This is a genomic window from Nostoc sp. (assembly GCF_036917615.1).
In the GTDB taxonomy this organism is placed as follows: domain Bacteria; phylum Cyanobacteriota; class Cyanobacteriia; order Cyanobacteriales; family Nostocaceae; genus Nostoc.
Map to the genome: position 1 here is coordinate 27,750 of NZ_JBALCZ010000058.1, position 24,187 is coordinate 51,936.

Genomic DNA, 24,187 nt, shown 5'->3' on the forward strand with positions numbered 1-24,187 from the left:
TTACGATTTAGCAAAATCTTCCCCAAAGTATATGGCACGGATATCTGTGGGTAATTTGTCCTCTAGCAGACGATAGCCTTCGTGGAGTAAATTGGCTACTTCACTTGGAGCGATCGCTTCTCCTTCGGCTTGCAGATAAGCAGCAATTCTAGTTTCGCTCCAGTGGAAAGTTTGAACCATTAACACGATCAATCGCAAAACTGCTGGTAGTTGGTCTAACGCCTGTTCTACATAGCACCATAGCGGTGGCGAAGTCGCTTGGAGAGAATAATGAATTGCTTCTGTAGGTGGTAACTTAATCTCATTAATACAGAAAGCCGTCATATTAATTAACCAATTTTGCATGGTTAAGGCTGACTCGTCTGATTCCGAGTCAGTTAAATTTAGTCCACCGAGTTCGTAGTAGATATGCCGCCAGGTGAGGGCAAACAGATAATCTGCCTGCACAGGTGATCGCGCCGAATGCCGAATTAAGGTATACACTATGGGACTATAGCGGCAAAAAATCACCGTAAAGTACTTTCCAGCATCTGGATAGCGCTGAAACAGAGTCAGTAGTTCATGGTCACTGTGATGAAACAGCGACTTCACCAGGGGGTGATTAGCTTCGGGAAAATGAGGAATTTGCACAAGCCTTTGAGTTGATAGTTGTTAAAATAGTTTTGGGAATTGCACTCCCGTAGTTAATCGCATAATATCTTGGTGTTGCTCAGTTTGTAGATGAGACTCAGACTACTTGAGTATTGATAAACTAGAAACAAAGACTTAATTTTAGTCTGAATTGACAATCATAAAATTGACTCCCTTATAGAATCCTTATTTGTTCATGGTTATAGCAGTTAGTGTGATATCGTTCCTGCTCAGTCCCCTTACTTTAGGCTCCTTTCTGCCTTCTCTGCCCTTAGATAGCCTGTTCTCCACTCAAGGCATTATGGTGATGCTGCTAGCAGCTTATGCTGGTGCCATGTGGATGTTTCTCACCAGTGCCCCAAAAGTACACACTGTAATGGTGTCAGATTTGGAGATTGCCCGACAGTTGTATGAAGGGCTGCTAGATTTGCCAGCAGCTGAGGTGCCCTTGCACTACTACTACAACTACGAACAAACTATAGGCGCAACTGGCATTGATCCACTATATATGTCTACTGGGCCGAGCTTGTCTAGTAAAATGATGAATAATGCCAACGATGGGCTGTGGTATCAATTGAAGAAAAACACTCAGCTACACGTCATTACAGGCGCGAGTTTAGGTAACAAAAATCAGCAACGCCACGTTTGCTTTGACAAGGACTGCCTGGAAATGATTTTAATGCGAGTCGAAATGCGCGGTTTGAAATTCAAGATTCGTAACCAAAAGCCGCTGAATTTTTTAGTCAAGGACTATGAAGGGCGGGTTATTGAGGTGGCTGAAGTAGCGAATTAGTGATTAGATTTTAGATTATTTTAGGTTGGGTGGTGCGTAGCTTGCCGTCGTAGGCATCGCACCACCCAATATTTTTTTATATAGCTAGGCGTAAATAAATTCTAGTTTGTAGTAAGGACTTTAGTGCTGATAAACTTTGTTATGAGCGATGAATCGCTCACTACGAACCTTTAATTATTTACGCCGACTTACTTAATTACCCCAATACTGTTTTATCAGCGTAAACCTTGGCAAATAAAAGCAGCCCAGTAAACTGGATGCGAAAAGGGAAATTCATTTTCTTTTACTGTCGTTTGACCATATATTTCAAGGTCATCTTTTCTGAGTTCGCGTAGCTTAATTTGAGCTTGTTGTAAAGCTTTGGGACGGCTTTTACCTTCTTGTCGCTGCTGATAGTAGAAAATGGAAAACAGTGCTGTTGCTAATTCCTTGACTGACCACAGTGAACTGACAACGCTTCTAGCAGCTGCACATAAAAAGCCTGTGGAAAGAGTGAAAATATTATCAGTTAAGTCTGGTGTGCACAAATTAGTTTCACAGCAAGAGAGAAACACTTCTACAAGCTGAGGCAAACGCCAACCGGGTGTCATCAATTCCCCCAAAGTAATATCACCATCTGCTAATTTTAAATAAGATTCTAAAGGATTATCGAGGCGAGATACAGCATGGTGGCAAGAATGGAGTACATTAACTTGTTTTGCTAATTGCCGATAGTTATTACAAGTGCCTTGACTGGTACCGATTAATCTTTTTTCTTGGGGAATGTTGAATAGTTCGGCAATTTGTTCACCTTCAAACCTAGTTAGAGGTAAGTCATCCTTTGTATCTTCCACAGTGCCATATTCTAAAGAATTTGCATACAAAGTTTCTACACTTGGGCGTTGCTGACAAAATTCTAAAATTTGACAACTAGGAGTGTAACGGATTAGAAATTTATCTCCTAAATATTCCTGATATTCTCCTGTAGGTAAAGCAGCAAAGGGAATCTGATGCAGTAACAGGTGAGGTACTAAAATTAATTCTTCTATTCCTTCAAGATGTTGGGATATGAGTTTAGGTATTTGCAGGCGTTCAGCTAATTCGCGGAGAATACTGTCAATTTGAGTTTCCCATTTTTGGGAATCATTCATATAAGGCAATAACCAATTCTGGTTAATCCAGCCTTGCAACGTATTTAACCCTTGTCCTGTGCAGGTGTGGAAAGTAATTTTGTTTTGCTGGACGATAAAAATATGGGTGTCGCTGTTAGTAGTGTAGAAACTGAGGATAGCTGTATTGGGTTGGTCAATTAGCTTTTGAATTTCTGACAAGCTGAGGGGTTTAACTTGAATTTCTCCTGCTAATACGGGGTCTTCGCGTCTGAGATTTTCCCAAACTTGTTGTTTTTGGGTTTCTAAAAGTGCGATCGCTTCATTATAAGCTTGGAATGCAGCGCGTGTTTCACTGCGATTATTTTCAGATTTATGGCTTTGGCATTCTTGGTCAATTTGTCGTTGCAGTTCTTCACACTGCTGCAATAATTCTTGGACTTTTGGGGGAATTTCTTCGCCTTGAAAGAGGTTGTAGCTTGCCATTAAGTCTACCAGACGTTTGGAACGCGATCGCTCTGAATATTCAAAAGCTTTTTCTATTTTTCCAGCATTGATGCAAGCTTGCACCATGCTTTCGTAAATGCCGATAGATTCTTCTAAAATATTTTGACGACGTGATTCAGATTTTACCCAACTCCGGCTAGTCTCTACTGCTTTAATCGCAATACTATAGCCTTTAATAGCTTCGTCCCAGTATCCAGATTTAAAAGCTGTATTACCAAGATTGCGAGAAGCCCTAAGTGATTCATTAGGGTAAGCTGTGTGTGTATTAATTTCTAAGGCTAACCAATAATAATTTATTGCAGAAGTTGCTAATCCTTGATCACGATAAGCATTACCTAAGTTATTCTGAAGTATGGCATATGTAAATGGATAATTCTCACGAGTATAAAATTTTAAAGAATTCTGATAAGCTTGAACTGCTAAATTAAAATTTTCTTGCCGATCTCCCTGAAGCCTTTTATCATATGCAATACCCATATTAAGTTGAGTATTTGCCCATTCTTCAGGAAGTGATTCTTTTTTCAATACACCTAATAGTTCATTGTAAATATCTATAGCTAATTCCAAATTATTTGAGCGTTTATGATGTGGAGTATCACAGTAAAGAAATGCGAGATTACTTTTAATAATAACCCATTTTTCAGTAAAACTATCTCGTGTAAAAATTTCTAATACTGCATTACAGATTGATACTAATTTATCTAAATTTACATAATTATAATCTTTTTTTATATTTTTGATTTTTGCAGAGTAAAGAAGAATCAAATTAGTTTGTGTTTCTGCCCACTCTATAGGATATTCTTCACGAGAATAAATTTTTAAAGCATCCTGATAAGCTGTGATTGCCTTTTCTCGATTCTCTATAGGATCGCCATAAATGCGATTACCATAAGCATTTCCCAAATTAAGTTTAGATGTTGCCCACTCTATAGGATATTCTTCGCGAGTAAAAATGATTTCAATAACCTCAAAGCATACAATTGCAATATCTAAGTTGTTAGCTATGTTTCCCTGTGGAAACTGTCCAATTAATGTACCAAAATTACCAATAGCTGCTGCTACTGTTTGTGCCTTATATAGACTTTCTCCAGCAAAGTAATTTTTAGACCAATAGCGCAACGAGTCAGCAAAATTTAAATCTAGTTTGTCTAAATTATCTTGCAGTAAAGGATAAACTGTCTTCTTATCACCCGAACTTTGTGAGGTTTTCACCAATATTTCCAATAAAAAATCTATAACTTCCTCTCTCATAATTAATTTGCCAATAGTTAATTAATTGAAGGTATTTTGCTATTTACCAAAAAAATAACACTTATAAGAATCATTCCAAAACATGTATTAACTTCTCCAGCAATTCTTCAGCTAAATCCAACAATTCAATTTCATCAATTTCATTACTGGTTCCGCGATTACTTTCTCCACACGCCACATTAGCAGCTAAAACATTTTTGACAGCAAAAATCCTGTCTTCTTCCGAAAGACTCAAACATTTTTCTAACTCAGCCGCAATTTCTTGGATTGTCCTTGAACCCAAACGCGCTCTCACTTTCACCGCTACCGAATCGTCACTTTCCAGCAGTTTTACCAAAGCTATTCTCAGTCCATCATCCTCGCTGGAAAACTTTTCAATCGCTACACGCACATATTCCCGCACGCTCATGTTTGCCGCTAATGCCTTTTGTGCAACTACATCTGGTACATCTACCAGCAATACACCTTTGTTATCACTAGCTTGATATAATTCATCCCCTTGTTTGACGGCTATCAGCAAATCTGCACCCAATGCGTGTAAATAGTGCAACACTGATTCCAACTCATGTTCCTTTAAGGCTGACTCCAGTTTGGACACCGCCGCTTGCTTTACTCCTAGTTTTTCCGCTAGCTGCGCCTGAGTCAATCCTGCTTTATTACGTATTTCCCGCATAGCATCTGTGAGATAAAGACGCAAGTACTCTAACTTTCCCGACAGAATCACCTCTGGTTCGTCGCTGACTTTCTGCTGCAACCAAGCTTGAAAATTAGGCTTTTTCATGATTGTTCCCTCTGCTGCAATTCATGCAATCTCACTCTTGCAGGTTCTTTGTCTCTATATTTGATAGCGTTGTCGTATTTCTTCATAAAGGCGTGCAGCACCACAAACCTCTGAGGAGTAGCAGCCGTTAAGAGAAACCGTGGATTATGTTCGCTCTTAGTCATACGTAACTCATACAAATCATCTTCCAGTTTCTCAAAGATGCCACTGGTAAGTGATGCGAGTGCTTTGTTGCACAGGTAGCCAAGATTAACTTGCAGACGTTTGGTTTCGGAAGCACTCAGTAATGGTTTTGGTGGATTTTCTGGTTCTTCCTTTTCGGGAATCATCCTGATGAAAAAAGCCAGCAAATCTTTGGGGATTTCCCCATTGACATTTAGATAAAGTTCCCAAGTCCAGATCACTTCCTACCTCACAGTATAGTATTCCTTATAAAGAATGTCAATCCTGTTATTCCTTTAAAGGAATATCATATAGATTACGGGAGTGCAACTTAGGCAATAAAAATGGTGCGTTAGGCAAAGCCATAACGCACCCTAGTTGTTTATATGCTTAAGTAGGTCAACTCAATTGTTCAAATTTAAATTTCCCTTTAATAAATTTGTTAAAATATTGACCTTTAGACGGTGCATTGTCTAAGTCTTCCTTGACACTAGGAGGTACTTTGAAATATTCGTAAACACTTCCACTATCAAATTCAATAGTCAGTGTTTGAGTTTTTGGATCGTGGCTAAATTGCTTAATAACGCTGCCTTCGGGCTTGAGGAGAGGGAAGGCGATCGCATCCCGAATACTGGCACAATCAGTTAATAACATTACCAACCGATCAATCCCAATCCCTAAACCACCTGTAGGCGGCATACCGTATTCTAAAGCTGTCAAAAAGTCTTCATCTACACCTTGGGCTTCCAAATCGCCAGCAGCTTTTCTTTCAGCTTGGGCTTCTAAACGTTCTCTTTGCTCAATGGGATCGGTAAGTTCTGAGAAGCTATTGGCAGTTTCTCGCCCTACTATAAATAACTCAAATCTTTCCACCAAACCAGGTTGAGAACGGTGAGGTTTTGCTAGGGGCGAAATTTCTACAGGGTAATCAATTACAAAGGTAGGTTGAATTAAATTAGCTTCTACCTTTTCTTCAAAGGCTAAATTTAGTAACTTACCAATTGATTGGGCTTCATCTATGCCAGGAATGCCAACATTTTTACTTGCTGTTTTTGCTTCTTCCAAAGTTTGGAAAGAATTAAAATCCAAACCCGTAAATTCTTTAACTAAATCGTGCATTGTCAACCGCCGCCAAGGTGGTCTTAAATCTATAGGTTCCCCTTGGTAGGTGATTTCCAGCGTGCCAAGTACCTCTTGGGCGACAGTAGTAATAATCCCTTCTGTCAGCGCCATCATATCGTTGTAATCGGCGTAGGCTTGGTAAACTTCAATCGTTGTAAATTCGGGATTGTGTCGAGTCGAAATTCCCTCATTGCGGAAAACCCGCCCCAATTCAAACACCTTTTCAAAACCACCCACAATCAACCGTTTGAGATGAAGTTCTGTGGCAATTCGCAGATACAACTCCATTTCTAAAGTGTTGTGGTAGGTGATAAATGGACGCGCATCTGCACCCCCAGTCTCACTTTGCAAAACCGGTGTTTCAATTTCCAGAAAATCCCGTTCTTCTAAATAGCGACGGATACCAGCAGTAATTTGGGCGCGACGGCGGAAAGTTTGCCGCACTTCCGGGTTTACAATCAAGTCAACGTAGCGCTGACGGTAGCGCTTGGCAACATCCGTTAATCCATGCCACTTGTCGGGTAGGGGCAACAGGGATTTAGTCAGGATAGTATATTGTTTAACGTAGACAGATAACTCGCCCTTTTCAGTCCGTTTAATAGTACCTTTGGCTCCCAGGATGTCGCCTGCATCTGTAAGTTGTTTCAAGTGATTGAAGGCATCAGCATCAATATCTGCCATACCTTCTTGGATGCGATTTTTATCCAGATAAAGCTGAATTGTGCCGGTTTCATCTTGCAAGGTGAAGAAAGCCAATTTACCGAAAACGCGACGCGCCATAATGCGTCCGGCTATAGCAACTTCTAAATCAACTTCTTCACCGCTGGCTAAATCAGCAAATTGTTCTTGCAATTGGGCTGCATGATGGGTGGATTCCCAACGATATGCATAGGGATTCGTGCCTAGCTGCTTGAGCTGGTCTACTTTTTCCAGCCTAGCGGCACGGATATCTTCTTCCGACATGGTAACGAACTCTCATAGGGCAAGATTAATTATAGATGCTGCAATCAAGTGGGGCGATTATCTGCAATCTTTACAAACTTCAGATTTGGTGTCGCCATCAAACACTACCAAAAATTTGCCATCGGGTATTAAGCGTTGAATAACCTGCAAATACCCATCAGCATCCGATTGTGTTCGGAAACGAGCCACAACAACTCGTTGCATGTTGGCAAGTAAACGCACAACTAACCACCTATTGAGATCGTCTCGATAGGGCATAATAGATTAAGTCTCCATTGAGTTTGGAGCAACAGCCAGTGCCGAACTTTCCACGGGACGCACTGGCTTTTTGCTTTAGTCAAATCTTATAAAATAAACCACAAAAGATACAAAAAAGTTTCATATATCTATTTTTAAAGCTATTTTTACTCAAAAAAGAAACAAAAATATGCCAAAACGGTTTCCAATCGCCCCCTTAAATGAACATGATGATGACTGGCTAACCGTTTGGGCATGGTTAAACGATTGCAGCAAGGCGGCTCAAGGTGCTTCAGTCATCAGCTTTGGAATTAGGGAAAGGAAATCTGAAATTGAAAGAATGCTGGAGTATATAGCGAAAAAGCGAGGGATGACTCCTGAGGAACTGTTCAAAAGCATTCTGGATGGAACTGCTGACAGCAGTGGTAATGAGCCAGGTAGTCAGGAATGAAGGTGTCGAAAGTAATATTGCTCAGTTAACGGGTAGCCGTCATGCTCAATAGGACAAGATTAATTTATAAATGCTGCAAAAGTTGGCAGTGAGAAATATTTGTCCTTGAGGGCGCGTGCGATCGCCACTCAAAAATAATTAGGCGATCGCTTCTCTTAAGGACAAATTGCAGAAAACATATCATTGATTATCTTTAACTATAATTAAAGATTTTACTCTGCAATTCCAAGCTTTATTTTTGCTTCAATTTTAGCGAATGCCTAGATGAAACAGCCTTCATTTTCAAGTTAGTAAATTGCACGATCGCCTTTACCAACTCTTGCTGTTCTGGTTTCAATTTCAATTTTTCTAGGGCTTGATTGATATTATTACCAGCCCGGAGATTGTGAGTAAGTTGGGCACGTTGCGATGTATTTAAAACTGCCTCAATTTCCCTGTTTCTTCTCTGACGCACAGCCTGGAGTTGTTGGCTTTGTAAGGGAGTCAGGTTAATCTCCGACGAGGTGGAGTAGGTTGCAGTTTTAGTAGTTTGGGTGAAAATAACACCAGAAGTAGTATGGAATTGAACGGGTGCAGCTAAGGCAATTCCCGGCATGAAAAGGACAAAAGCTAGAATAGCAGCGAACACAGAAAGCCGTTTTGTCAAGTGAATTGCCATATTCAGAAATGCATACATCTAATTTAATGCTGAGATATAGTTAAGCAATTTTCAAGTCTTAATTTTGAATCTTGGACTTGTCCCACGCCAAGAGGATGGTAGTCCAGCTAGAAAGTATTATCCGCTTTCAGGGAATCCAAAAAAAACTAGAGTGGCAAAGTTAACTGGATTAGCAGTACTTTCAGTTTATCCAAGTAAGCAAAAGGAGTTTTACTTTTGCCAAAATCTAGAATCAAATCCAAGTTTGTACAAAATTATCGTTTGACTATTCATTTCTGTTAATCTGTCAATGCATAAGTCCTGATAAAATTTGGTTGCTGGAATTCTTAACAACCAAAGAGATATCAGAAAATGAAAAAAATAACTAAAATCTTTGTAACTACCTTGGCATTTTATCTATGCTTTGGTGGAGCAGCACAGGCTCGTAGCATTACTAGCATAAGTCCGCCTACGGGGCAAGGTCAGGGCGATATATTCTGTACACAAGTTCAAACTCCCGTTAATACGCCATTTCCTAATAACGACAACAGCACAGCTGCAAGCCAGAATCAGATTCTCAACTTCCCTGGCTTATCTTGTACACCTAAAACCTTTCAAGCTATAGCCCCGATTGATACTCAATTGTTCGTTGAACCTTCAGGAGGGACAACAGAGTATTTTTTTACTGAAACAGCCGTAAATAATACTAACTCTACTTGGAACGGGTTTAGTTTTAAGATTGGCCTTGGAGTTAATGATAACTTTGGACCGCCTGAGTTAATTCTTGTCCCCTTTGGCACTGTAATTCCAGTTTTTGACTTCAACGGTTCAAGCTCTGACCCTCAGCCTACCTCGTCTAAATTCACGCAACTGCTCCAAGACGGCTCTTTCGATTTGGTGTGGTCTGGAGGATCTGTCGCTCCTGGTGAATCCGTAGATTTCACTTTTTCTGTTGATGTTGGCGATAATTTAAACGCAAACAATTCTTCTGGTTCCTTCACAATTCGTGAACTTCCTAGTGCTAAACCTGTTCCTGAACCCACTTCGATTCATGGCGTTCTAATTCTACTAGGTATACTCAGTTCAAGGTTAGCTCTTAAACATAAAAGAAAGTAGCAATCACCGAACAAAGATAGTGTTACGGAGCGTGTAACCTATTGAAGAAGCTGGATGTGGTGCGTTAACCTTGTCTAACGCACCCTAAAACAATTTACTCAGACCTTCTGATTCTGTCGATTTCTCGTTGTAATTCTTCAATTTGACGGCGCAAAGTTTCTGTTTCATTTGCGGAAGATTCCGATGCAACATTTACAGAGCCGGAAGCAGGCGATCGCTGATAATTTCCTCGGCGAATTTGCTGATATTCTTCGGATACTGCCCACGCCCGTAAGTAATGCAAGCGTTCAACTGGGAAAGGATGGCTCAACATCATACCTTGAGCGCCATTGTACATTAGGAATTTATACACTTGATTCAATCCATCTTCATCCAGTGCCTGATAATTTTCTGACTGCTTAATAAACTCTTGTAAACTACATTCATTGGCATATTTGCTACTACCGCCAGAGAGTTTCATCATCGTTGACATCACGGGATTTAAGTCATCCATCACCAGTAGTGCGGCACGATCTGACGATAACTCGGCTTTCCGCCGCCACTCAAAAAAGGCGTAAATCAAGCCTTGTGTTACAAGATTACCGATGCCGAAGGTCAACTCTCCCAAGGCAGAAGCAGCACTCATCGCCCACATGGCCATTTGAATTAAAATAGTATGACCACATTTAATATGCCCCAGCTCATGGGCTAGCACCACCCGAATCTCGGCTTCGTCTAGTAAGTCTAGTATCCCTGTATTTATGACTATGTAAGGATTCTCTTGCCCCAGTGCATAGCTATTTGCTTGGGGATTTTGCGAGACAAACAGTGTCGGTTCTGGGTAAATGTCCAAATCTCGGACGCATTCTCGAAACATCTGGTAAATAGTGGAATACTGACGCGGCCCGACTTGGATGGTGTTACCCATTAGATAGACTAATTGAGGGCGTTCGTAGATAAATTCCACAAATTTACGAGCGATTAAATCAAATCCCGGTAAATTTCGTAAAGCTTGCTCGGCTTGGCGATCTAGTGGATGCCTGAAGGCTTCGCTGGAAATTCCTGTGTAAGTTGGCATAATTCAGGGTATTGGGTGATTGGTCATTAGTCATTGGTCAAAAACAAATGACTAATGACAAAGGACAACATAATAGAAATGGGGCAATTGGAAGTAAAAGTCACTTTGTATGGAATTAAAAGCGTGTGATTGAGGCAGAAGTTCATTTGTCACTACATAACTTTTTGCGATCGCAGGCGGGGTTCCCTTCCTGGCCCCATCATTTGACGATGGCACGGTTGGTAGCACGCGCCTTGCGCCTGGGACGTAGCGCCCTAATTCAAGTAGGGGCAGTTTGTGGCTATCAAGGGCGGTATCGTACTAGTTTCGTAGCATCAGCCCTGATGTGGCATGGCCCTGTGATTATTGTTGCTCAAGAAGCGGTGCAGCAACTTCTGCTGCGGGTGGAAATTCCCCGCCTACAGCAATGGCTACCAGCCAACAAATCGATTAGGACAGGTGACGCTTGGCCTGGTGCCCAGTTCCAAGGGCTACTGTTGACCTCCCCAGAAGCTTGGTTAAGAGGACAATTTGCTGGTGGCGATCGCTTTCCCCCAGGCATCCCCACAATTATTGATGGGGTAGATGATCTAGAAGATTGGGTGCGTGATCAACTTACCCAAGATATTCAACCCGATGATTGGGATCAACTCATGCTAGCTTGCCCAAACCAAGCTGAGGCAATTCGCGAAGCACGGATACAACTAACACACGAACTTTTTCAGCATCCTGTCAATCCCTATGAGTGCTATCTAATTTCTCAACCAGAAATAGAAATTTTAAGCCGTCTCTATTCTGCTTTAGAGTCAGTACAAGCACTGCCAGAACCTTGGAAACAATTCTGGCAACAATTTCAAACCCTCGCCGAAAATCTCTCTTCCCCTGCTCCCCCTGCCTCCCCTGCTCTCTTCTGGGCGACTATTGCCCATCGACAAGGTTTATTTTCTTTGCACTACGCCCCAATGGAATTAGGGGAAATCCTCTCGCCCATTTGGCAGCGACAACCAGTAGTTTTAATTGGCAGCGCTATAGAACCGGAAACTGAGGCTCCTCTTTTCCGACAGCGCTTGGGTTTGGACGATTTAACTTGTCTGAATTTCTCTTCGGAAAGTCAAGCGGAAGCAATTCAATTGTATGTACCCTATAAGTTGCCCCTACCTAACACGCCAGAATTTCAAGCGGCATTTATTCACAAAGTCCGCACACTGGTTTGTCTAAGTGCTACAGCACCAGGATTAACGGTTGTCTTAGTGGGGGATGTACCACTCAAGTCTCAAGTTGCGACAATTCTAGCCTCAGAGTTTGGTTCGCGGGTGCAAGTAGAAAAAACTTGTTTGGATGAAAATGGGATTTTGATTAGCGGTTGGGAATTTTGGCGAGAACATCAACGAGTCTTGCCGGCACCTCATCTGTTAATTATTGCTACTTTGCCCCTACCATCTTTGGAAAATCCTCTGGTAGCTGGTAGGGTAGCTCGTTATAAGCGATCGCATCAAGATTGGTTTCGTTTATATTTGTTGCCAGCAGCTTTGAATGAATTACAACGGGCGATCGCTCCACTAAGAGAAGGTCAAGGTATTGTGGCTTTACTTGATAGTCGCGTAGTTAACCGCAGCTACGGCGCTCAAATTCTCACTGCTTTAAGTCCTCTGGCACGCATTAACTATCTCGATCCCAGTCTATTTTCTAACACTGGTGAAGAAAATTCAGCTTAAGGTCATTTGTCAATGCCCAATTTAAATTTTGTCAACCAAAGTGCGATCGTCTAAAAGCAAGCACTATTATCAGCTTATGAAGGTGATGCGATTCATCGCCTCTGGAGTAGCCATCATTCCTGGCAAGATAAATTTAAAACCTAAGTAAAATTTGAGTTGCTGATTATGGGTGAAGCAAAGCGTCGTAAAACCACACAAGGGGAAACATACGGTCAAGAGACTCGGATCTTGCCTTGGCTTCCCATCACAAAAATTCAAGCCGAACAATTTGTCAGTTGGACAACTCGTGGTGCCTGGATAGGCATTATCCTTATGGTTGTAGGATGGGCAACTATCCGTTTTATCGGCCCAGCCTTCGGTTGGTGGCAAGTAGTCTTCTAAATCCTGCTGTTAGTCTTCGACTCGGAAAGCCACTGCCCAAAGAGGGACTGGGGACTAGTATTTTGCCTCGTTCTCAGTCTCCGACTTCTTAATGCCTAATGGGAGGCTTTGCCTGTTGACTTGTAGCAGCAGCCCAATTAGGAGCATTAAGAGCCAGAGACTGGAGTTCCACGTCTTGGGTCTATCTTTGTAGTATGTAAAGAAACACTTTTGACCTGAGATTATGCCCTCCTTTGAAAAACCCCTCGCCTACCCATCCAGCCACAAGAGCAATCAAGTCGATAACTACCACGGTACTTTAGTCGCCGATCCTTACCGTTGGTTAGAAGATCCTGACTCTGAAGAAACAAGGACTTGGATTGAGGCACAAAATCAAGTTACTTTTGGCTACTTGAGTGAAATTCCTTGCAGGGAAAAAATTAAACAACGGCTCACCAAACTTTGGGATTATGAAAAATATGGTATCCCTTTTAAAGAAGGCGAATCTCTGCCAGACGGTTCCACCGAACGCTACTTTTATTTCAAAAATGACGGACTGCAAAACCAAAGTGTCCTCTACACCCTAAAAACCCTCGACGACCAACCCAAAGTTTTACTCGACCCTAATAAACTTTCAGAAGATGGCACTGTTGCTCTTTCAGGATTGTCTATTAGCGAAGATGGTAAACTTTTGGCATACGGTTTATCCGCCTCTGGTTCTGATTGGCAAGAGTGGAAAGTCCGTGATGTTGAAACTGGTGAAGACCTGCAAGACCACCTGAAGTGGATTAAATTTTCTGGTGCATCGTGGACACATGATAATCAAGGTTTCTTTTACAGTCGCTACGATCAGCCGAATGAAAAAACTCAATTAGAAGATGTCAACTATTATCAAAAGCTCTACTATCATCAACTAGGTAAACCCCAATCAGAAGATGTACTAATTTATCATCGTCCTGACCAAAAGGAATGGGGTTTTAGTGGCGGTGTTACTGAAGATGGAACCTATCTAATAATTTCAATTTGGCTGGGAACTGACCCCAAGAATTTATTTTTCTACAAAGATTTGACTAACCCTAATGCGGAAGTCGTAGAACTAATTAACCAGTTTGAGGCAGATTACAGCTTTATTGACAATGATGATAGCCTGTTTTATTTCCGCACGGATTTAAATGCACCACGGGGACGAGTTATTGCGATTGACACCAAAAACCCTACGCCAGAAAATTGGCAAGAAATCATCCCCCAATCAGCAGAAACGTTGGAAAGTGTAGGCATACTTAATAACCAATTTGTTGCAGATTACCTCAAAGATGCTCACAGCCAAATTAAAATTTTTGACCTTAAAGGTGTGTTTATTCGCGAGGTAAAACTACCTGGACTCGGTTCAGCCGGAGGCTTTGGAGGGAAGCGTTATGATACCGAAACTTTTTATATTTACACCAGTTTCACCACACCAGGAACTATCTATCGCTACGAGATGATAACTGGTAAAAGTACTATTTTTCGCCAGCCAGATGTAGATTTTAATCCTAATAATTATGAGACTAAACAAGTCTTTTATGATAGCAAAGATGGTACTAGAGTCCCCATGTTTATTACTCATAAAAAGAGCATTAAATTAGATGGAAATAATCCCACTTATCTCTATGCTTATGGTGGTTTTAATGCCTCAATGACACCTGGTTTTTCTGTAAGTCTTTTGGTATGGATGGAGATGGGTGGTGTCTATGCTATGCCCAATATCCGCGGCGGTGGAGAATACGGCGAAGAATGGCATCAAGCAGGAATGAAGGATAAAAAACAGAATGTCTTTGATGACTTTATTGGCGCAGCTGAGTGGTTAATTGCTAACAAATATACTAAGACTGATAAGCTGGCGATCGCAGGTGGTAGTAACGGCGGCTTATTAGTGGGTGCTTGCATAGCACAACGTCCCGATTTGTTTGGTGCAGCTTTACCAGCAGTCGGGGTGATGGATATGTTGCGCTTCCACAAATTTACCATCGGTTGGGCTTGGACTTCCGAATATGGTTCAGCAGATAATCTAGAAGAGTTTCCAGCGCTGTATGCTTATTCGCCACTACACAACATCAAACCAGATACAGCTTACCCAGCAACCTTAATTACCACAGCCGATCATGACGATCGCGTTGTCCCTGCTCATAGTTTCAAATTTGCCGCCGTTTTGCAAGAAGCTCACGTAGGTGATGCACCAACGCTAATTAGAATTGAGACTAAAGCAGGGCATGGTGCAGGTAAACCCACGGCTAAGATTATTGAGGAAGCCGCAGATAAATGGGCTTTTTTGGTGCGTACTTTGAATGTTGAAGTTTAGAATAATGTAACTGATTATCTCACGCAAATACGCCAAGCCGCTCAAATAAACTTTGCGTTTTTGCGTGAGTGTTTTTGCTATCAATCAACGGTAAATGTCAGCAATGAGAGGAGGAGACTCGATATTGATAGATGAGTTAAAATTAAATCAATCACTCTAGCCAAATATTAACTATGAGATGGGAAGAAGTTTGTGAACACAAACAATTACAAGATTTACCTTTCAAAATTGAATTAAATAAATGGGGTCAAATTGTAATGAGCCCAGTCAAAATTAAACATTCTTTTTATCAAGGAAGAATCCAACGTTTATTAGAATCTTGCTTGAATACAGGAGAAGTAATGCCAGAATGTGCTATCAACACATCAGACGGTGTGAAAGTTGCTGATGTTGTCTGGTGTTCAGAGGAACGATTTTCTCAAATTGAAGATGAAGTATCAGCATCTATTGCACCAGAAATTTGTGTAGAAGTTAAATCCAGTGGTAACACTTTGGAAGAAATGGAATTTAAAAGAAATTTATATTTAGAAGCTCAAGCTGTTGAAGTATGGTTATGTAATGAACAAGGTAAAATGAAATTCTATAATGAGCAAGGTGAATTAAAGCAATCTTTGTTAGTTCCTAATTTTCCTAAGTACATTAAACGGTAATTGTAGAGAAGATGAAAGAGAGCGTAGTTTACCGCCGTAGGCATCGCCTAGACTATCTATTTTTAAAATACATTTTCAAATTATTCATAAACTCTACTTCGATGCTGAATTAAAATAATAGTTACTTGATTTAAGTCATCATCTATTTGATAAATAACCCGATAGTCACCTACGCGATAACGATAATAACCTGATAACTCACCTTTCAAAGGTTTTATATTAGGATAATTACGAGTATACTGCTATATTTCCCCTATTTCTCGGAGATAAGCAAGTCTGGGTGTGAGTTGCCTAACCAGTGCAGCATCAGCCGTCCAAAACTCCGCAGACGCACTCTGGGTGCAAGCAAGAAATGCCGCATCATAAAGGGTAGATAATCCATATTGCTCTGCAATTTCCCAACTTCTTGCCCTAATAGCCTCTTCTTCAATGTAATCAATAGGCAGTTCGCAGAAGTCTTCAAAAAAACCTTGTGCTTCCTCTGTTGTAATTACTCCCATGCGGGTTTTCTTTCTGAGCACAGAGCCTACTTCTGCCCAAGCAAAAGCTGGAGCCACTAAGTGTATACTCAAACTTAAGGCTTCTGTTACTAGTTTTCTGAACTGAGATTGATAAACTTCTGGTACAAGATAGGGAATCCAAACGCTGGTATCTAAACACAAAACTCTAGATGTGTTAGAATTTCCGGCGGAAAATAAAAGGAGAATCTCATGGCCGTTTTCGCTGTCTTCACTTACTTGGTCAAGCCGGGCAGAATCAACGATTTCATGGCCAAACTGGCAGAAGCAGCCAGCCCCAAGTTCAACAGCGCAGTCATGCCCAAGTCGGTGCGTCTGTTTCGCAATGCTGTTCCAGGCCCAGATACGGATTCCCTCATCTTGGTCATTGAATATGAAGATATGGCTGCCTATGGCGCACGCACTACATTTGAGAATAGTAACTCGGAATGGAAGGAATTATTCAGCAGCCAGCCAGATTCACCTGAAGTTTTGCGTTCGGTTCAACTGCTTACGGAGTTTCAGCCGTGAGTACTCAAGATTGGCACAACAAGGCGCTGCATCCGACCGCCAAAGGGAGTGAGGAACGAGCTCTCTTTGGGCGGGTTAGCTTGGTCGTTAAGTCATCTAAAGCCTATTTAATCCCTATACCTTACAAAGAGAATCAGCTTAAGCGGTAAGCGTGAAGGTAAATAATTGTTTACCTTCACCCTTACCGCTTTGCTCCATCTGAGCAAGAAGTTTAATATCTTTATCCTTCTTGTGTGGTTAAAACAGAAGAGCTTGGGCTGTACCAGTCAAAGGGATTATTGTATAAGTTTGTGTTTGCCCCTGGTTTAATTTAGGGTTCACAGAAAAGCGGTTTATTGTTGTGATTCCTTCAGTTTGAATTTTAACTTGGTTGCCTAGTATCAGGTTTACAGCGGGTAAGAGGAAGGTAAATGAGGTGTTGCCAGTATCTACTGTCTTACGGATAGTCACAGTCACTAGTGTACCAATTTCTGTTTTTACACTACGTATCTGCTGATTACCTACAAAGTTTAATGTCTGTTGCTGGTCTTTATAGTTTAAACGGGGCTTGCCATCAAAGCTTGTCGTTGTGTAAGTAATGCTGACATTCTTCCCTTGAAGCAGGTAGGAATTCGGTACTACTTCCGAGGCATTAGATAATACAGGTATTGTTGTTAATGTTATACCTAGTGTGAATGATGCAATTAAGTTTCTTGTTTGCATGTCTCAAAAAGTTATTGCTAGTTTGACAGAGATACCTTGTATTGATGGGATAACAATAGGAATTGAACCAATTCTAGAGGTAGATATTCCGAAAAGCTAGTCAATTGGAAGACATTGCAACCATTGTTAATATACTTGCAATAATTTGTGATCGTGCGTAAAGTCACATCTGTATTGAAAAAATGCTAAGTAAAAAAATATTAGTCCCAAGTGCCTAGTCTTTAGTACTCAACAGCAGAAATAAAGCTACCATTGAAAATGGTGAAAAAGCTAAAAATGTAAGTCTTTTGACTTTTTCAAACCGGCACTAGAGTTTTGTTTTATAATTAGAGATTTTGAATTTTGCATTGCTTATGAAGTTACGCTTATATATGCTTATCGGGTTTTTATTTAGCCTTCTGCTAAGTATTGTGCCTTTTTCGGGCAATTTCACGAATGCTGCAACACCGACAGCAGTCACACCTGTATCTGCTCTCTCATTCACCCAAGGGGTACAAAAAAAGGTATTGGACAACGGCTTAACAGTGCTAACTAAGGAAGTCCATACCGCTCCAGTAGTGAGCGTACAAGTTTGGTATAAAGTTGGTTCACGTAACGAGGTTAAGGGAGAGAATGGCATTTCTCACCAGCTAGAACATTTGATGTTCAAGGGTACAACTGACCGTCCAGTGCAGTTTGGAAGGTTGTTTAGTGCCTTGGGTAGCCAGTTCAATGCCTTTACTAGTTATGACGAAACAGCTTACTTTGGCACAGTGCAACGAGACAAACTCGAAGCATTGTTGACACTAGAAGCCGATCGCATGGAAAACTCCTTAGTTGGGCCTGAGCAACTGACAAGTGAAAAGCGGGTGGTGATCTCCGAGTTACAGGGGTACGAAAATTCACCAGGCTATCGTCTGAATCGGGAAGTGATGCGAGATGCTTTCCCTACCAGAGCCTATGGCTTACCTGTGGGAGGCACAAAAGCAGATGTAGAAAAATTCACGGTAGAGCAGGTGCGGAATTATTACCAAACCTACTACAGCCCAGAAAATGCCACGTTGGTGATTACAGGGGATTTTGCCACAGAACCTGTACTCAAAGTAGTGAAAGAAACTTTTGGTAAGTTATCGCAACGAGTAAAAGAGGACAAGGTACTTGATGAGGCAAGGAAAGCACTTGATAATTTCTCTGCATCTTCTTCCCTCGCCGACGCTTCCCCAGCTACCCCTGTTGCGAAAAAAGCACCGATTGTTCTCAAGCAGCCTGGAAGTGCAGCATTGCTACAAGCTATCTATCCTTTACCAGACATTAAGCATCCCGATGTGCCAGCAATTGATGTGATGGATGCCATCCTCACAGGCGGACGCAGTTCCAGACTTTACCAGGCTTTGGTGGAATCTGGACTTGCCAGTTCAGTGAGTGGCGGTGCTGCCGAACTGATCGAACCAGGTTGGTATGAAATTAATGCTACGGCGGCTCCGGGTCAAGAGTTAGGGAAAATTGCCCAGGTGCTCCAGGAATCTTTAGCAAAATTGCAACAGCAGCCCATCACCACAGAAGAGTTGAACCGAGCGAAGACGCAACTGCAAGCCTCCTTAGTCTTGGGTAACCAAGACATCACTAGTCAAGCTAGCCAACTGGGATATAACCAAACTGTCGCGGGCGATTATCGTTTTATTGAAAAGTATCTGGCAGCGATCGCTAAAGTCACCCCAGCCCAGGTGCAGCAAGCAGCAAAAACTTACCTCAATCCGGCTAAACAAACCATCGGCTTCTTTGAGCCAACTCAACCAGATGGTAAACCAGGAACTTCCAGCGCTGGTTCTGGTCGCACGGTGGAAAATTTCAGCCCCGGTAAGCCTGTAGATCCAGCAGAACTGGCCAAATATCTCCCACCGGCCACATCAGCTACAGATTCGGGCAAACAATCATTACCAGAAGAGTTTACCTTAAATAATGGTTTGCGGGTTTTGCTGTTAAGCGATCGCAACCTCCCCACGATTAACCTGAGTGGACAAATTGACGCCGGTACTGAATTTGACGGCAATCAAAAAGCTGGATTAGCGAATCTGACTGCGAACAACTTAATGAACGGGACGCAGACTAAAAATGCTCTTACCCTAGCAAAAACCTTAGAAGACCGAGGAGCCGATTTGAACTTCGGTGCCAGCCGCGAGGGAGCTAGTATTAGTGGTCAGGGACTTTCAGCAAATCTGCCGATATTGATTCAAACTCTGGCAGATGTGTTAGAAAACGCCACTTTCCCAGCCGACCAGTTAGAACTGAGTCGCCAGCGGGCACTGACAAGTCTCAAAGTCCAGTTAGATGACCCCAGAGGACTGGGACGACAAGTATTTCAGCAAGCAATTTACCCAGAAAATCATCCATTCCACAGCTTTCCCACCTTCGAGAGCTTAAAGAGTATTACTCGTGATGATTTGCTTGGCTTTTACCAGACACACTACCGACCAGATAACACGACGATCGCCTTAGTTGGAGACTTTGATCCAGTTAAGGTCAAAGCTTTGCTCAATCAGGCGTTTGGCAAGTGGCAAGCCACAGGTAAGCCACCTGTGCTCAAAATATCAACCGTGCCATTCCCGCAAACTTTGACACGTTTAAATAAAGTAATTCCTGGTAAAGCAGAGGCTGTTACCTACATCGGCTACAACGGCATCTCTCGGAAAGACCCGCATTTTTATGCAGCCCTAGTGCTAAATCAAATTTTGGGTGGTGATACCTTATCGAGCCGTTTGGGTACGGAAGTGCGCGATCGCCAAGGTCTGACCTACGGTATCTATAGTGGTTTTGCCGCCGGAATCAATCCTGGCCCGTTCTTGATTCAGATGCAGACTGCTCCTGGAGATACCCAAAAAGCGATCGCCAGTACTGTGGCTTTACTCAAACAGTTGCGCGAACAAGGTGTAACTGAGGCTGAATTCAACGCGGCAAAACGCTCTATTACCAATAGCTACCCCGTGGATTTAGCTAATCCCAGTGATGTATCAAGCATCATTTTGGATAATGCTGTCTTGGGACTTTCACGATCAGAAATCCGAGACTTCCCGCAGCGGATTCAAGCAGTCACTATGGCTCAAGTACAAAAGACAATTGAGGATTTTATTAAGCCGGAAAATCTGGTAATTGTCACCACCGGACCTGGAGATACTGTACCCAAGGTTGGATCGTAATTTCATATAAAGGCGCAAAGATATGCTTTGCGCCTTTACATGTTGGCTGAGATTAGACCTTTTGCTTTTATTCGGATTTTTCTTAGCAGTCTATTGAGCAATACCGTTTAGGGTAAAGCTTGACCTAAGTGTATTGCCATATATTACTAATTGCGATCACCGAAAATTTATCAAAACTTTTTTTAGATTAGACTTTAGGGAAGAATGAAAAATATATTAAGTAAATTCATCTCTAAAATTAAGTAATTAAAGCGTAAACCAATAATTTATATTAAGTTATCAATTGATAACTTTTAAGTGAAAATATCAAAGACTGAGCTATAAAATTGTGTTACTTTTAGAATGTCCGCATCCAGTATACCACAATTATGAAAAGTCGAGAACATATTGATCCTATTTTTGAACAACTTTTTTCTCAGATTAGTCCGGAAGTAGCAGACTCTTTCACTGATGAGCAACTAAAAGCCATACAAAGAGGTTTCGGCTCTCAAGTTGGGGCTCGTCATTTTTTAGATATAAGATTTTCACTCCCTATTCCAAGGCTACGATTTTATCTAGTTTTATTAGCAGGTTCGGAACGTCGTTCGCAACAGCGCTTGCGAAATGAAAAAGCTAGATATCCTCTTTTCAATACAGGCAATATCATATTCTTAATAGGATTTTTAACTATTCTATTGAGTTGTAGCTTCACTATTTTCTCTTTTTTCTGGTCTTCACTTTCTTCCATCTCCACTTCGCCTTACCCTACATCTATTCCTTGGATTGTTGATAAATCTGAATGCGAACACACTAACAGAACTTGGCATGATGAAAAGTGTTGGGATGATGTACACAGTCCGATGTTTTAAAGCCTATTCACACCGATAATAAAAACAATATGCCTAGAAACCGTTTAACTAAACATTCGTCCAAAAATGACACTTTTCTACAACAGTTTTTCGTCTGCATTCCTCCTCAAGTAGCAGCTACCTTTACCGATGCCCAATTGACAGAATTACAAAAGGTATTTAGTGAGCGGGTTAACAAGCGTCATGCTGTGGATATCAGGCTTTCTATCCCATTCATTAAAAAGCGCTTTTATCTAGTTTTTTTATTTGGCAAGGAAAAGAAGTTAAGACAGAACTGAAAAGATCCAATTTTTACACCTGTAAATAGTATCTTACTAATCAGATATTGTCTGGTATTAATAACTTTTTTGCTTGGTGTGCTCTACATAATTGAAGTGATGTTGGGAATTAATACTTTTCCCAAGAAAGAAATCCAAGAGTTTGTCAAATATTTAATGGGCAGTTTTTCGATTTAGTATCGGTGCATCTACCTTATGATATAAATATTTTATATATTATCTATATAACACATAAAGAGGATAATAATAATTATTTTAATTATGTTTTTCATCTAAAATTCAAAATTCTGAATTTTAATTCCTTATTTATATTTAAAAGATATCCACCTTAAATTGCTGAGAGATATATAAATTAACATATTAATAATATATTTTTCTAACTAATGGAGGAATTGAGAAAGATAGGAACAAGAAAAAAGGAATAGATATTTCGATCACCTGACGAACTTTAACTCATATTTCCCCATTTATAGATAGCAATGGGGATTTATTTTAAGCTAAGAATATAGAATTTCAATGAGATATTTATCTGTCTTAAGCAGGAATAAGATAAAGTCTATAAATAATAAAGACTTAAGTAGCCCGATTACCATACCAGACTTTAGTTCTAGCTCTCCCCATATTTTATCTAACGGGGGAGAGTTTATTTAAAAAAGCGATAATATCTAGCTTCTAGTGATCGTAGATGAGCTTGATCCTCCCTAACGCAATACAGTTCAATTAAGGAAAATTATCTGTTGAGGCAAGCTGTTCTTGAGCAAGGGAAGTAGGGGGAGCATGGGGAGAGAAGAAAATGCCTAACCCAAGCGTATTCCTCCCTAACCGTCCTTAAAAAGGAGGGAAGTAGAGCAAATCTTACTCCAAATTCCTGCTGTATATTGTTTTCCTGATTTTATTTTTCCTCTTTCTTTTCTTCCAAATTGGTTATCTTTGTATTTGGTATCACCATATAGTTTTCCTGACTCTGTTGTTCTTCTTTCTTTTCTTGTACAACTTGAGTGGCATATATTTCCACATCTCGTTGAATAATATCTTCTACCTGACCTGCAAAAAGATTAAATGCCTGTTCGTGATTTGTATAATTACGATAATGCCCTGTCAACTGCGAAAATTGCCACCCTTGGGTTTTCAAAGATTCGACTGTACGGCGATAGTGTCGCCAACGTTCTCCATAGTGAAAAAACTCTTCAATGGCAGCACTAATAGCAACTACTTGGCTCAAACCAAAAGTTGACCAGATAATGACATCCCTGAGTCTAGTATTAGTTTCAATATTGTTAACTTTTAGAGTAGTGTTAATGTTTAGACTTACTAATGCTGGGAGAATTACACCACCAACAATAGTTGTTATTCGCAAAAAATAATGGCGATTGCGTGACAAATTCGCCTTAGCTTCCATCCAGAGTACTTGGTCTAACCAGCGCGATCGCAAAAAATGTCTTTGCACATCGCCTAACTTGATCCCTTCAAATAACTTGTTAAAATCGTGCTTTAAAAATTCATGATAACTATCTTTTTTGGCCATTATTAACTCCTAATTAGAAAGCAAATTCTTAATTATTTTGCCTAAGTTTTCAACTTCCTTCTCTATGTCGATTAAGTCGATGTATTGTAATGTACCAGATTTAGCTAACTTTTTAGCTCGCTCATTGGTAGTCTTTCCACGCAAGGCATCTGCAAGTATATCTGCGGTTCTACCACTACCAGCAATAACAACAACTAACCTTCCAGTATTAACGCTAGAAAATGCATCCTCAAAGGTAATCTCACCACCGTTCAAAAGTACAGTCAGGGAAGCTGCGTTATTGGCCAGCACAGTTGCAACGCGAGATATCCAAGCAGACTCGTCGCCCCAATTATTGCCAGGAACCAGTACAAAATGAGTATGGTTTTGCTCTAAAGGTGTCAAATCAGCAGTAGATTCTTGTTGATTAGGTAAAGCCACTTTGCTTTCGGGTGTTACACCAATCAAAGCAAACTTAGCACCTATCTGGGTACGAGCCTCACCCATCAATTGCATGACTCCCGCATCCGTACCCCCATCCACAACATAAGTCCCCAAACTTTCGGCGATGGGGGCTAAAACTTCCGTAAACAACCGTTGAATGCGGAGAAAGTCGGCTTCACTGATGTTACTTGCACCCCCCACCACTACTAAAACAGAACGCGAACTGCCAAGCCCTATAGCCTCAAGAGCATCTGGTAATTCGGCTTCTTGCTCAACTCGAATAGCTAATGCTGTTTGTCCACTGTCAAAGGTAAGTTCCAAACAATTTTTCATTTGTCAAAAATACTGACTGCTTAAGTTTTCCAGCGTAGAA

Annotated in this window: 24 protein-coding genes; 11 read left to right on the forward strand and 13 right to left on the reverse strand. The window is 41.1% G+C overall.

Annotated elements, in window-relative coordinates; genetic code table 11:
* A complete protein-coding gene (locus V7K85_RS19575; protein WP_334815675.1) occupies nt 1–630 on the reverse strand; it encodes a sigma-70 family RNA polymerase sigma factor in 630 nt (209 codons plus the stop codon).
* Nucleotides 631–826: 196 nt separating this feature from the next.
* On the opposite strand from V7K85_RS19575, the gene V7K85_RS19580 reads away from it, so the two are divergent.
* Complete coding sequence (locus tag V7K85_RS19580) at nt 827–1,423, forward strand: glyoxalase-like domain protein (RefSeq protein WP_334815677.1); 597 nt, start codon at nt 827–829, stop codon at nt 1,421–1,423.
* Between the two features lie 215 nt (nt 1,424–1,638).
* Here V7K85_RS19580 and V7K85_RS19585 read toward each other — a convergent pair whose 3' ends face one another.
* The 5 genes from V7K85_RS19585 to V7K85_RS19605 all read right to left on the reverse strand — a co-directional run bounded on the left by V7K85_RS19585 (nt 1,639) and on the right by V7K85_RS19605 (nt 7,555).
* The gene (locus V7K85_RS19585) at nt 1,639–4,269 is read right to left on the reverse strand and encodes a CHAT domain-containing protein (RefSeq protein WP_334815679.1); all 2,631 of its coding nucleotides are present in this window, start codon (nt 4,267–4,269) and stop codon (nt 1,639–1,641) included.
* Nucleotides 4,270–4,339: 70 nt separating this feature from the next.
* Nucleotides 4,340–5,050, reverse strand: coding sequence for a helix-turn-helix domain-containing protein (locus V7K85_RS19590; RefSeq protein ID WP_334815681.1), 711 nt, complete (start codon nt 5,048–5,050; stop codon nt 4,340–4,342).
* Nucleotides 5,047–5,454: a type II toxin-antitoxin system RelE/ParE family toxin gene (locus tag V7K85_RS19595; RefSeq protein ID WP_334815683.1), complete on the reverse strand. Its 408-nt coding sequence runs from the start codon at nt 5,452–5,454 to the stop codon at nt 5,047–5,049. The genes V7K85_RS19590 and V7K85_RS19595 overlap by 4 nt, the downstream gene beginning before the upstream one ends.
* A 157-nt stretch (nt 5,455–5,611) precedes the next feature.
* A complete protein-coding gene (gene lysS / locus V7K85_RS19600; protein WP_334815685.1) occupies nt 5,612–7,297 on the reverse strand; it encodes a lysine--tRNA ligase in 1,686 nt (561 codons plus the stop codon).
* 57 nt (nt 7,298–7,354) lie between these two features.
* A complete protein-coding gene (locus V7K85_RS19605; protein WP_334815687.1) occupies nt 7,355–7,555 on the reverse strand; it encodes a hypothetical protein in 201 nt (66 codons plus the stop codon).
* 169 nt (nt 7,556–7,724) lie between these two features.
* On the opposite strand from V7K85_RS19605, the gene V7K85_RS19610 reads away from it, so the two are divergent.
* Entirely contained in the window at nt 7,725–7,985 is a 261-nt protein-coding gene (locus V7K85_RS19610) for a hypothetical protein (RefSeq protein ID WP_334815689.1), read from the forward strand.
* Nucleotides 7,986–8,217: 232 nt separating this feature from the next.
* Here V7K85_RS19610 and V7K85_RS19615 read toward each other — a convergent pair whose 3' ends face one another.
* Nucleotides 8,218–8,643, reverse strand: coding sequence for a hypothetical protein (locus tag V7K85_RS19615; RefSeq protein ID WP_334815691.1), 426 nt, complete (start codon nt 8,641–8,643; stop codon nt 8,218–8,220).
* Between the two features lie 351 nt (nt 8,644–8,994).
* Between V7K85_RS19615 and V7K85_RS19620 the strand changes: the two genes are divergently transcribed.
* Nucleotides 8,995–9,738, forward strand: a complete 744-nt coding sequence (locus tag V7K85_RS19620; RefSeq protein WP_334815693.1) for a PEP-CTERM sorting domain-containing protein — start codon at nt 8,995–8,997, stop codon at nt 9,736–9,738.
* Between the two features lie 94 nt (nt 9,739–9,832).
* On the opposite strand, the gene V7K85_RS19625 is transcribed toward V7K85_RS19620, so the two are convergent.
* Nucleotides 9,833–10,795 carry a M48 family metallopeptidase gene (locus V7K85_RS19625; RefSeq protein ID WP_334815694.1) on the reverse strand — a complete coding sequence of 321 codons (963 nt, stop codon included), beginning with the start codon at nt 10,793–10,795 and terminating at the stop codon, nt 9,833–9,835.
* A gap of 125 nt (nt 10,796–10,920) precedes the next feature.
* On the opposite strand from V7K85_RS19625, the gene V7K85_RS19630 reads away from it, so the two are divergent.
* The 4 genes from V7K85_RS19630 to V7K85_RS19645 all read left to right on the forward strand — a co-directional run bounded on the left by V7K85_RS19630 (nt 10,921) and on the right by V7K85_RS19645 (nt 15,837).
* Nucleotides 10,921–12,489 carry an ATP-dependent DNA helicase gene (locus V7K85_RS19630; RefSeq protein ID WP_334815696.1) on the forward strand — a complete coding sequence of 523 codons (1,569 nt, stop codon included), beginning with the start codon at nt 10,921–10,923 and terminating at the stop codon, nt 12,487–12,489.
* A 165-nt stretch (nt 12,490–12,654) separates the two neighbouring features.
* Nucleotides 12,655–12,870 (forward strand): DUF2839 domain-containing protein, encoded by a 216-nt coding sequence (locus V7K85_RS19635; RefSeq protein ID WP_334815698.1) that lies wholly within the window; start codon nt 12,655–12,657, stop codon nt 12,868–12,870.
* A gap of 223 nt (nt 12,871–13,093) precedes the next feature.
* Nucleotides 13,094–15,187: a prolyl oligopeptidase family serine peptidase gene (locus V7K85_RS19640; RefSeq protein ID WP_334815700.1), complete on the forward strand. Its 2,094-nt coding sequence runs from the start codon at nt 13,094–13,096 to the stop codon at nt 15,185–15,187.
* A gap of 173 nt (nt 15,188–15,360) precedes the next feature.
* Nucleotides 15,361–15,837 carry a Uma2 family endonuclease gene (locus tag V7K85_RS19645; RefSeq protein WP_334815702.1) on the forward strand — a complete coding sequence of 159 codons (477 nt, stop codon included), beginning with the start codon at nt 15,361–15,363 and terminating at the stop codon, nt 15,835–15,837.
* A gap of 80 nt (nt 15,838–15,917) precedes the next feature.
* Here the strand turns inward: V7K85_RS19645 and V7K85_RS19650 are convergent, their stop codons facing one another.
* Together V7K85_RS19650 and V7K85_RS19655 are read right to left on the reverse strand one after the other, a co-directional pair.
* Nucleotides 15,918–16,046, reverse strand: a complete 129-nt coding sequence (locus V7K85_RS19650) for a type II toxin-antitoxin system RelE family toxin (protein WP_334815704.1) — start codon at nt 16,044–16,046, stop codon at nt 15,918–15,920.
* A gap of 33 nt (nt 16,047–16,079) precedes the next feature.
* Nucleotides 16,080–16,499, reverse strand: a complete 420-nt coding sequence (locus tag V7K85_RS19655; protein ID WP_334815706.1) for a type II toxin-antitoxin system VapC family toxin — start codon at nt 16,497–16,499, stop codon at nt 16,080–16,082.
* 105 nt (nt 16,500–16,604) lie between these two features.
* Here V7K85_RS19655 and V7K85_RS19660 point away from each other — a divergent pair, with 105 nt between their 5' ends.
* Entirely contained in the window at nt 16,605–16,865 is a 261-nt protein-coding gene (locus V7K85_RS19660; protein ID WP_334815708.1) for a hypothetical protein, read from the forward strand.
* Nucleotides 16,866–17,102: 237 nt separating this feature from the next.
* Here V7K85_RS19660 and V7K85_RS19665 read toward each other — a convergent pair whose 3' ends face one another.
* On the reverse strand, nt 17,103–17,567 hold the full coding sequence (locus V7K85_RS19665) for a hypothetical protein (RefSeq protein ID WP_334815710.1): 465 nt from the start codon (nt 17,565–17,567) through the stop codon (nt 17,103–17,105).
* Between the two features lie 353 nt (nt 17,568–17,920).
* On the opposite strand from V7K85_RS19665, the gene V7K85_RS19670 reads away from it, so the two are divergent.
* From V7K85_RS19670 to V7K85_RS19680, 3 genes are all read left to right on the forward strand, one after another.
* The gene (locus V7K85_RS19670) at nt 17,921–20,740 is read left to right on the forward strand and encodes a M16 family metallopeptidase (protein WP_334815712.1); all 2,820 of its coding nucleotides are present in this window, start codon (nt 17,921–17,923) and stop codon (nt 20,738–20,740) included.
* 368 nt (nt 20,741–21,108) lie between these two features.
* Nucleotides 21,109–21,588, forward strand: coding sequence for a hypothetical protein (locus tag V7K85_RS19675; protein ID WP_334815714.1), 480 nt, complete (start codon nt 21,109–21,111; stop codon nt 21,586–21,588).
* Between the two features lie 29 nt (nt 21,589–21,617).
* Complete coding sequence (locus tag V7K85_RS19680) at nt 21,618–21,866, forward strand: hypothetical protein (RefSeq protein ID WP_334815716.1); 249 nt, start codon at nt 21,618–21,620, stop codon at nt 21,864–21,866.
* An 892-nt stretch (nt 21,867–22,758) separates the two neighbouring features.
* Here the strand turns inward: V7K85_RS19680 and V7K85_RS19685 are convergent.
* Together V7K85_RS19685 and V7K85_RS19690 are read right to left on the reverse strand one after the other, a co-directional pair.
* Complete coding sequence (locus V7K85_RS19685) at nt 22,759–23,391, reverse strand: DUF4231 domain-containing protein (RefSeq protein ID WP_334815717.1); 633 nt, start codon at nt 23,389–23,391, stop codon at nt 22,759–22,761.
* Between the two features lie 9 nt (nt 23,392–23,400).
* On the reverse strand, nt 23,401–24,147 hold the full coding sequence (locus V7K85_RS19690; protein ID WP_334815719.1) for a hypothetical protein: 747 nt from the start codon (nt 24,145–24,147) through the stop codon (nt 23,401–23,403).
* Between the last annotated feature and the right edge of the window lie 40 nt (nt 24,148–24,187).

Excerpts from the sequence above, each read along its gene's own strand:
- V7K85_RS19685 (WP_334815717.1), bottom strand. The coding sequence starts at position 23,391 with ATGGCCAAAAAAGATAGTTATCATGAATTTTTAAAGCACGATTTTAAC.
- V7K85_RS19625 (WP_334815694.1), bottom strand. The coding sequence starts at position 10,795 with ATGCCAACTTACACAGGAATTTCCAGCGAAGCCTTCAGGCATCCACTA.
- V7K85_RS19590 (WP_334815681.1), bottom strand. The coding sequence starts at position 5,050 with ATGAAAAAGCCTAATTTTCAAGCTTGGTTGCAGCAGAAAGTCAGCGAC.
- lysS (WP_334815685.1), bottom strand. The coding sequence starts at position 7,297 with ATGTCGGAAGAAGATATCCGTGCCGCTAGGCTGGAAAAAGTAGACCAG.
- V7K85_RS19665 (WP_334815710.1), bottom strand. The coding sequence starts at position 17,567 with ATGCAAACAAGAAACTTAATTGCATCATTCACACTAGGTATAACATTA.
- V7K85_RS19615 (WP_334815691.1), bottom strand. The coding sequence starts at position 8,643 with ATGGCAATTCACTTGACAAAACGGCTTTCTGTGTTCGCTGCTATTCTA.
- V7K85_RS19690 (WP_334815719.1), bottom strand. The coding sequence starts at position 24,147 with ATGAAAAATTGTTTGGAACTTACCTTTGACAGTGGACAAACAGCATTA.
- V7K85_RS19675 (WP_334815714.1), top strand. The coding sequence starts at position 21,109 with ATGAAAAGTCGAGAACATATTGATCCTATTTTTGAACAACTTTTTTCT.
- V7K85_RS19610 (WP_334815689.1), top strand. The coding sequence starts at position 7,725 with ATGCCAAAACGGTTTCCAATCGCCCCCTTAAATGAACATGATGATGAC.
- V7K85_RS19635 (WP_334815698.1), top strand. The coding sequence starts at position 12,655 with ATGGGTGAAGCAAAGCGTCGTAAAACCACACAAGGGGAAACATACGGT.
- V7K85_RS19605 (WP_334815687.1), bottom strand. The coding sequence starts at position 7,555 with ATGCCCTATCGAGACGATCTCAATAGGTGGTTAGTTGTGCGTTTACTT.
- V7K85_RS19670 (WP_334815712.1), top strand. The coding sequence starts at position 17,921 with ATGAAGTTACGCTTATATATGCTTATCGGGTTTTTATTTAGCCTTCTG.
- V7K85_RS19620 (WP_334815693.1), top strand. The coding sequence starts at position 8,995 with ATGAAAAAAATAACTAAAATCTTTGTAACTACCTTGGCATTTTATCTA.
- V7K85_RS19660 (WP_334815708.1), top strand. The coding sequence starts at position 16,605 with ATGGCCAAACTGGCAGAAGCAGCCAGCCCCAAGTTCAACAGCGCAGTC.
- V7K85_RS19680 (WP_334815716.1), top strand. The coding sequence starts at position 21,618 with ATGCCTAGAAACCGTTTAACTAAACATTCGTCCAAAAATGACACTTTT.
- V7K85_RS19645 (WP_334815702.1), top strand. The coding sequence starts at position 15,361 with ATGAGATGGGAAGAAGTTTGTGAACACAAACAATTACAAGATTTACCT.
- V7K85_RS19580 (WP_334815677.1), top strand. The coding sequence starts at position 827 with ATGGTTATAGCAGTTAGTGTGATATCGTTCCTGCTCAGTCCCCTTACT.
- V7K85_RS19640 (WP_334815700.1), top strand. The coding sequence starts at position 13,094 with ATGCCCTCCTTTGAAAAACCCCTCGCCTACCCATCCAGCCACAAGAGC.
- V7K85_RS19585 (WP_334815679.1), bottom strand. The coding sequence starts at position 4,269 with ATGAGAGAGGAAGTTATAGATTTTTTATTGGAAATATTGGTGAAAACC.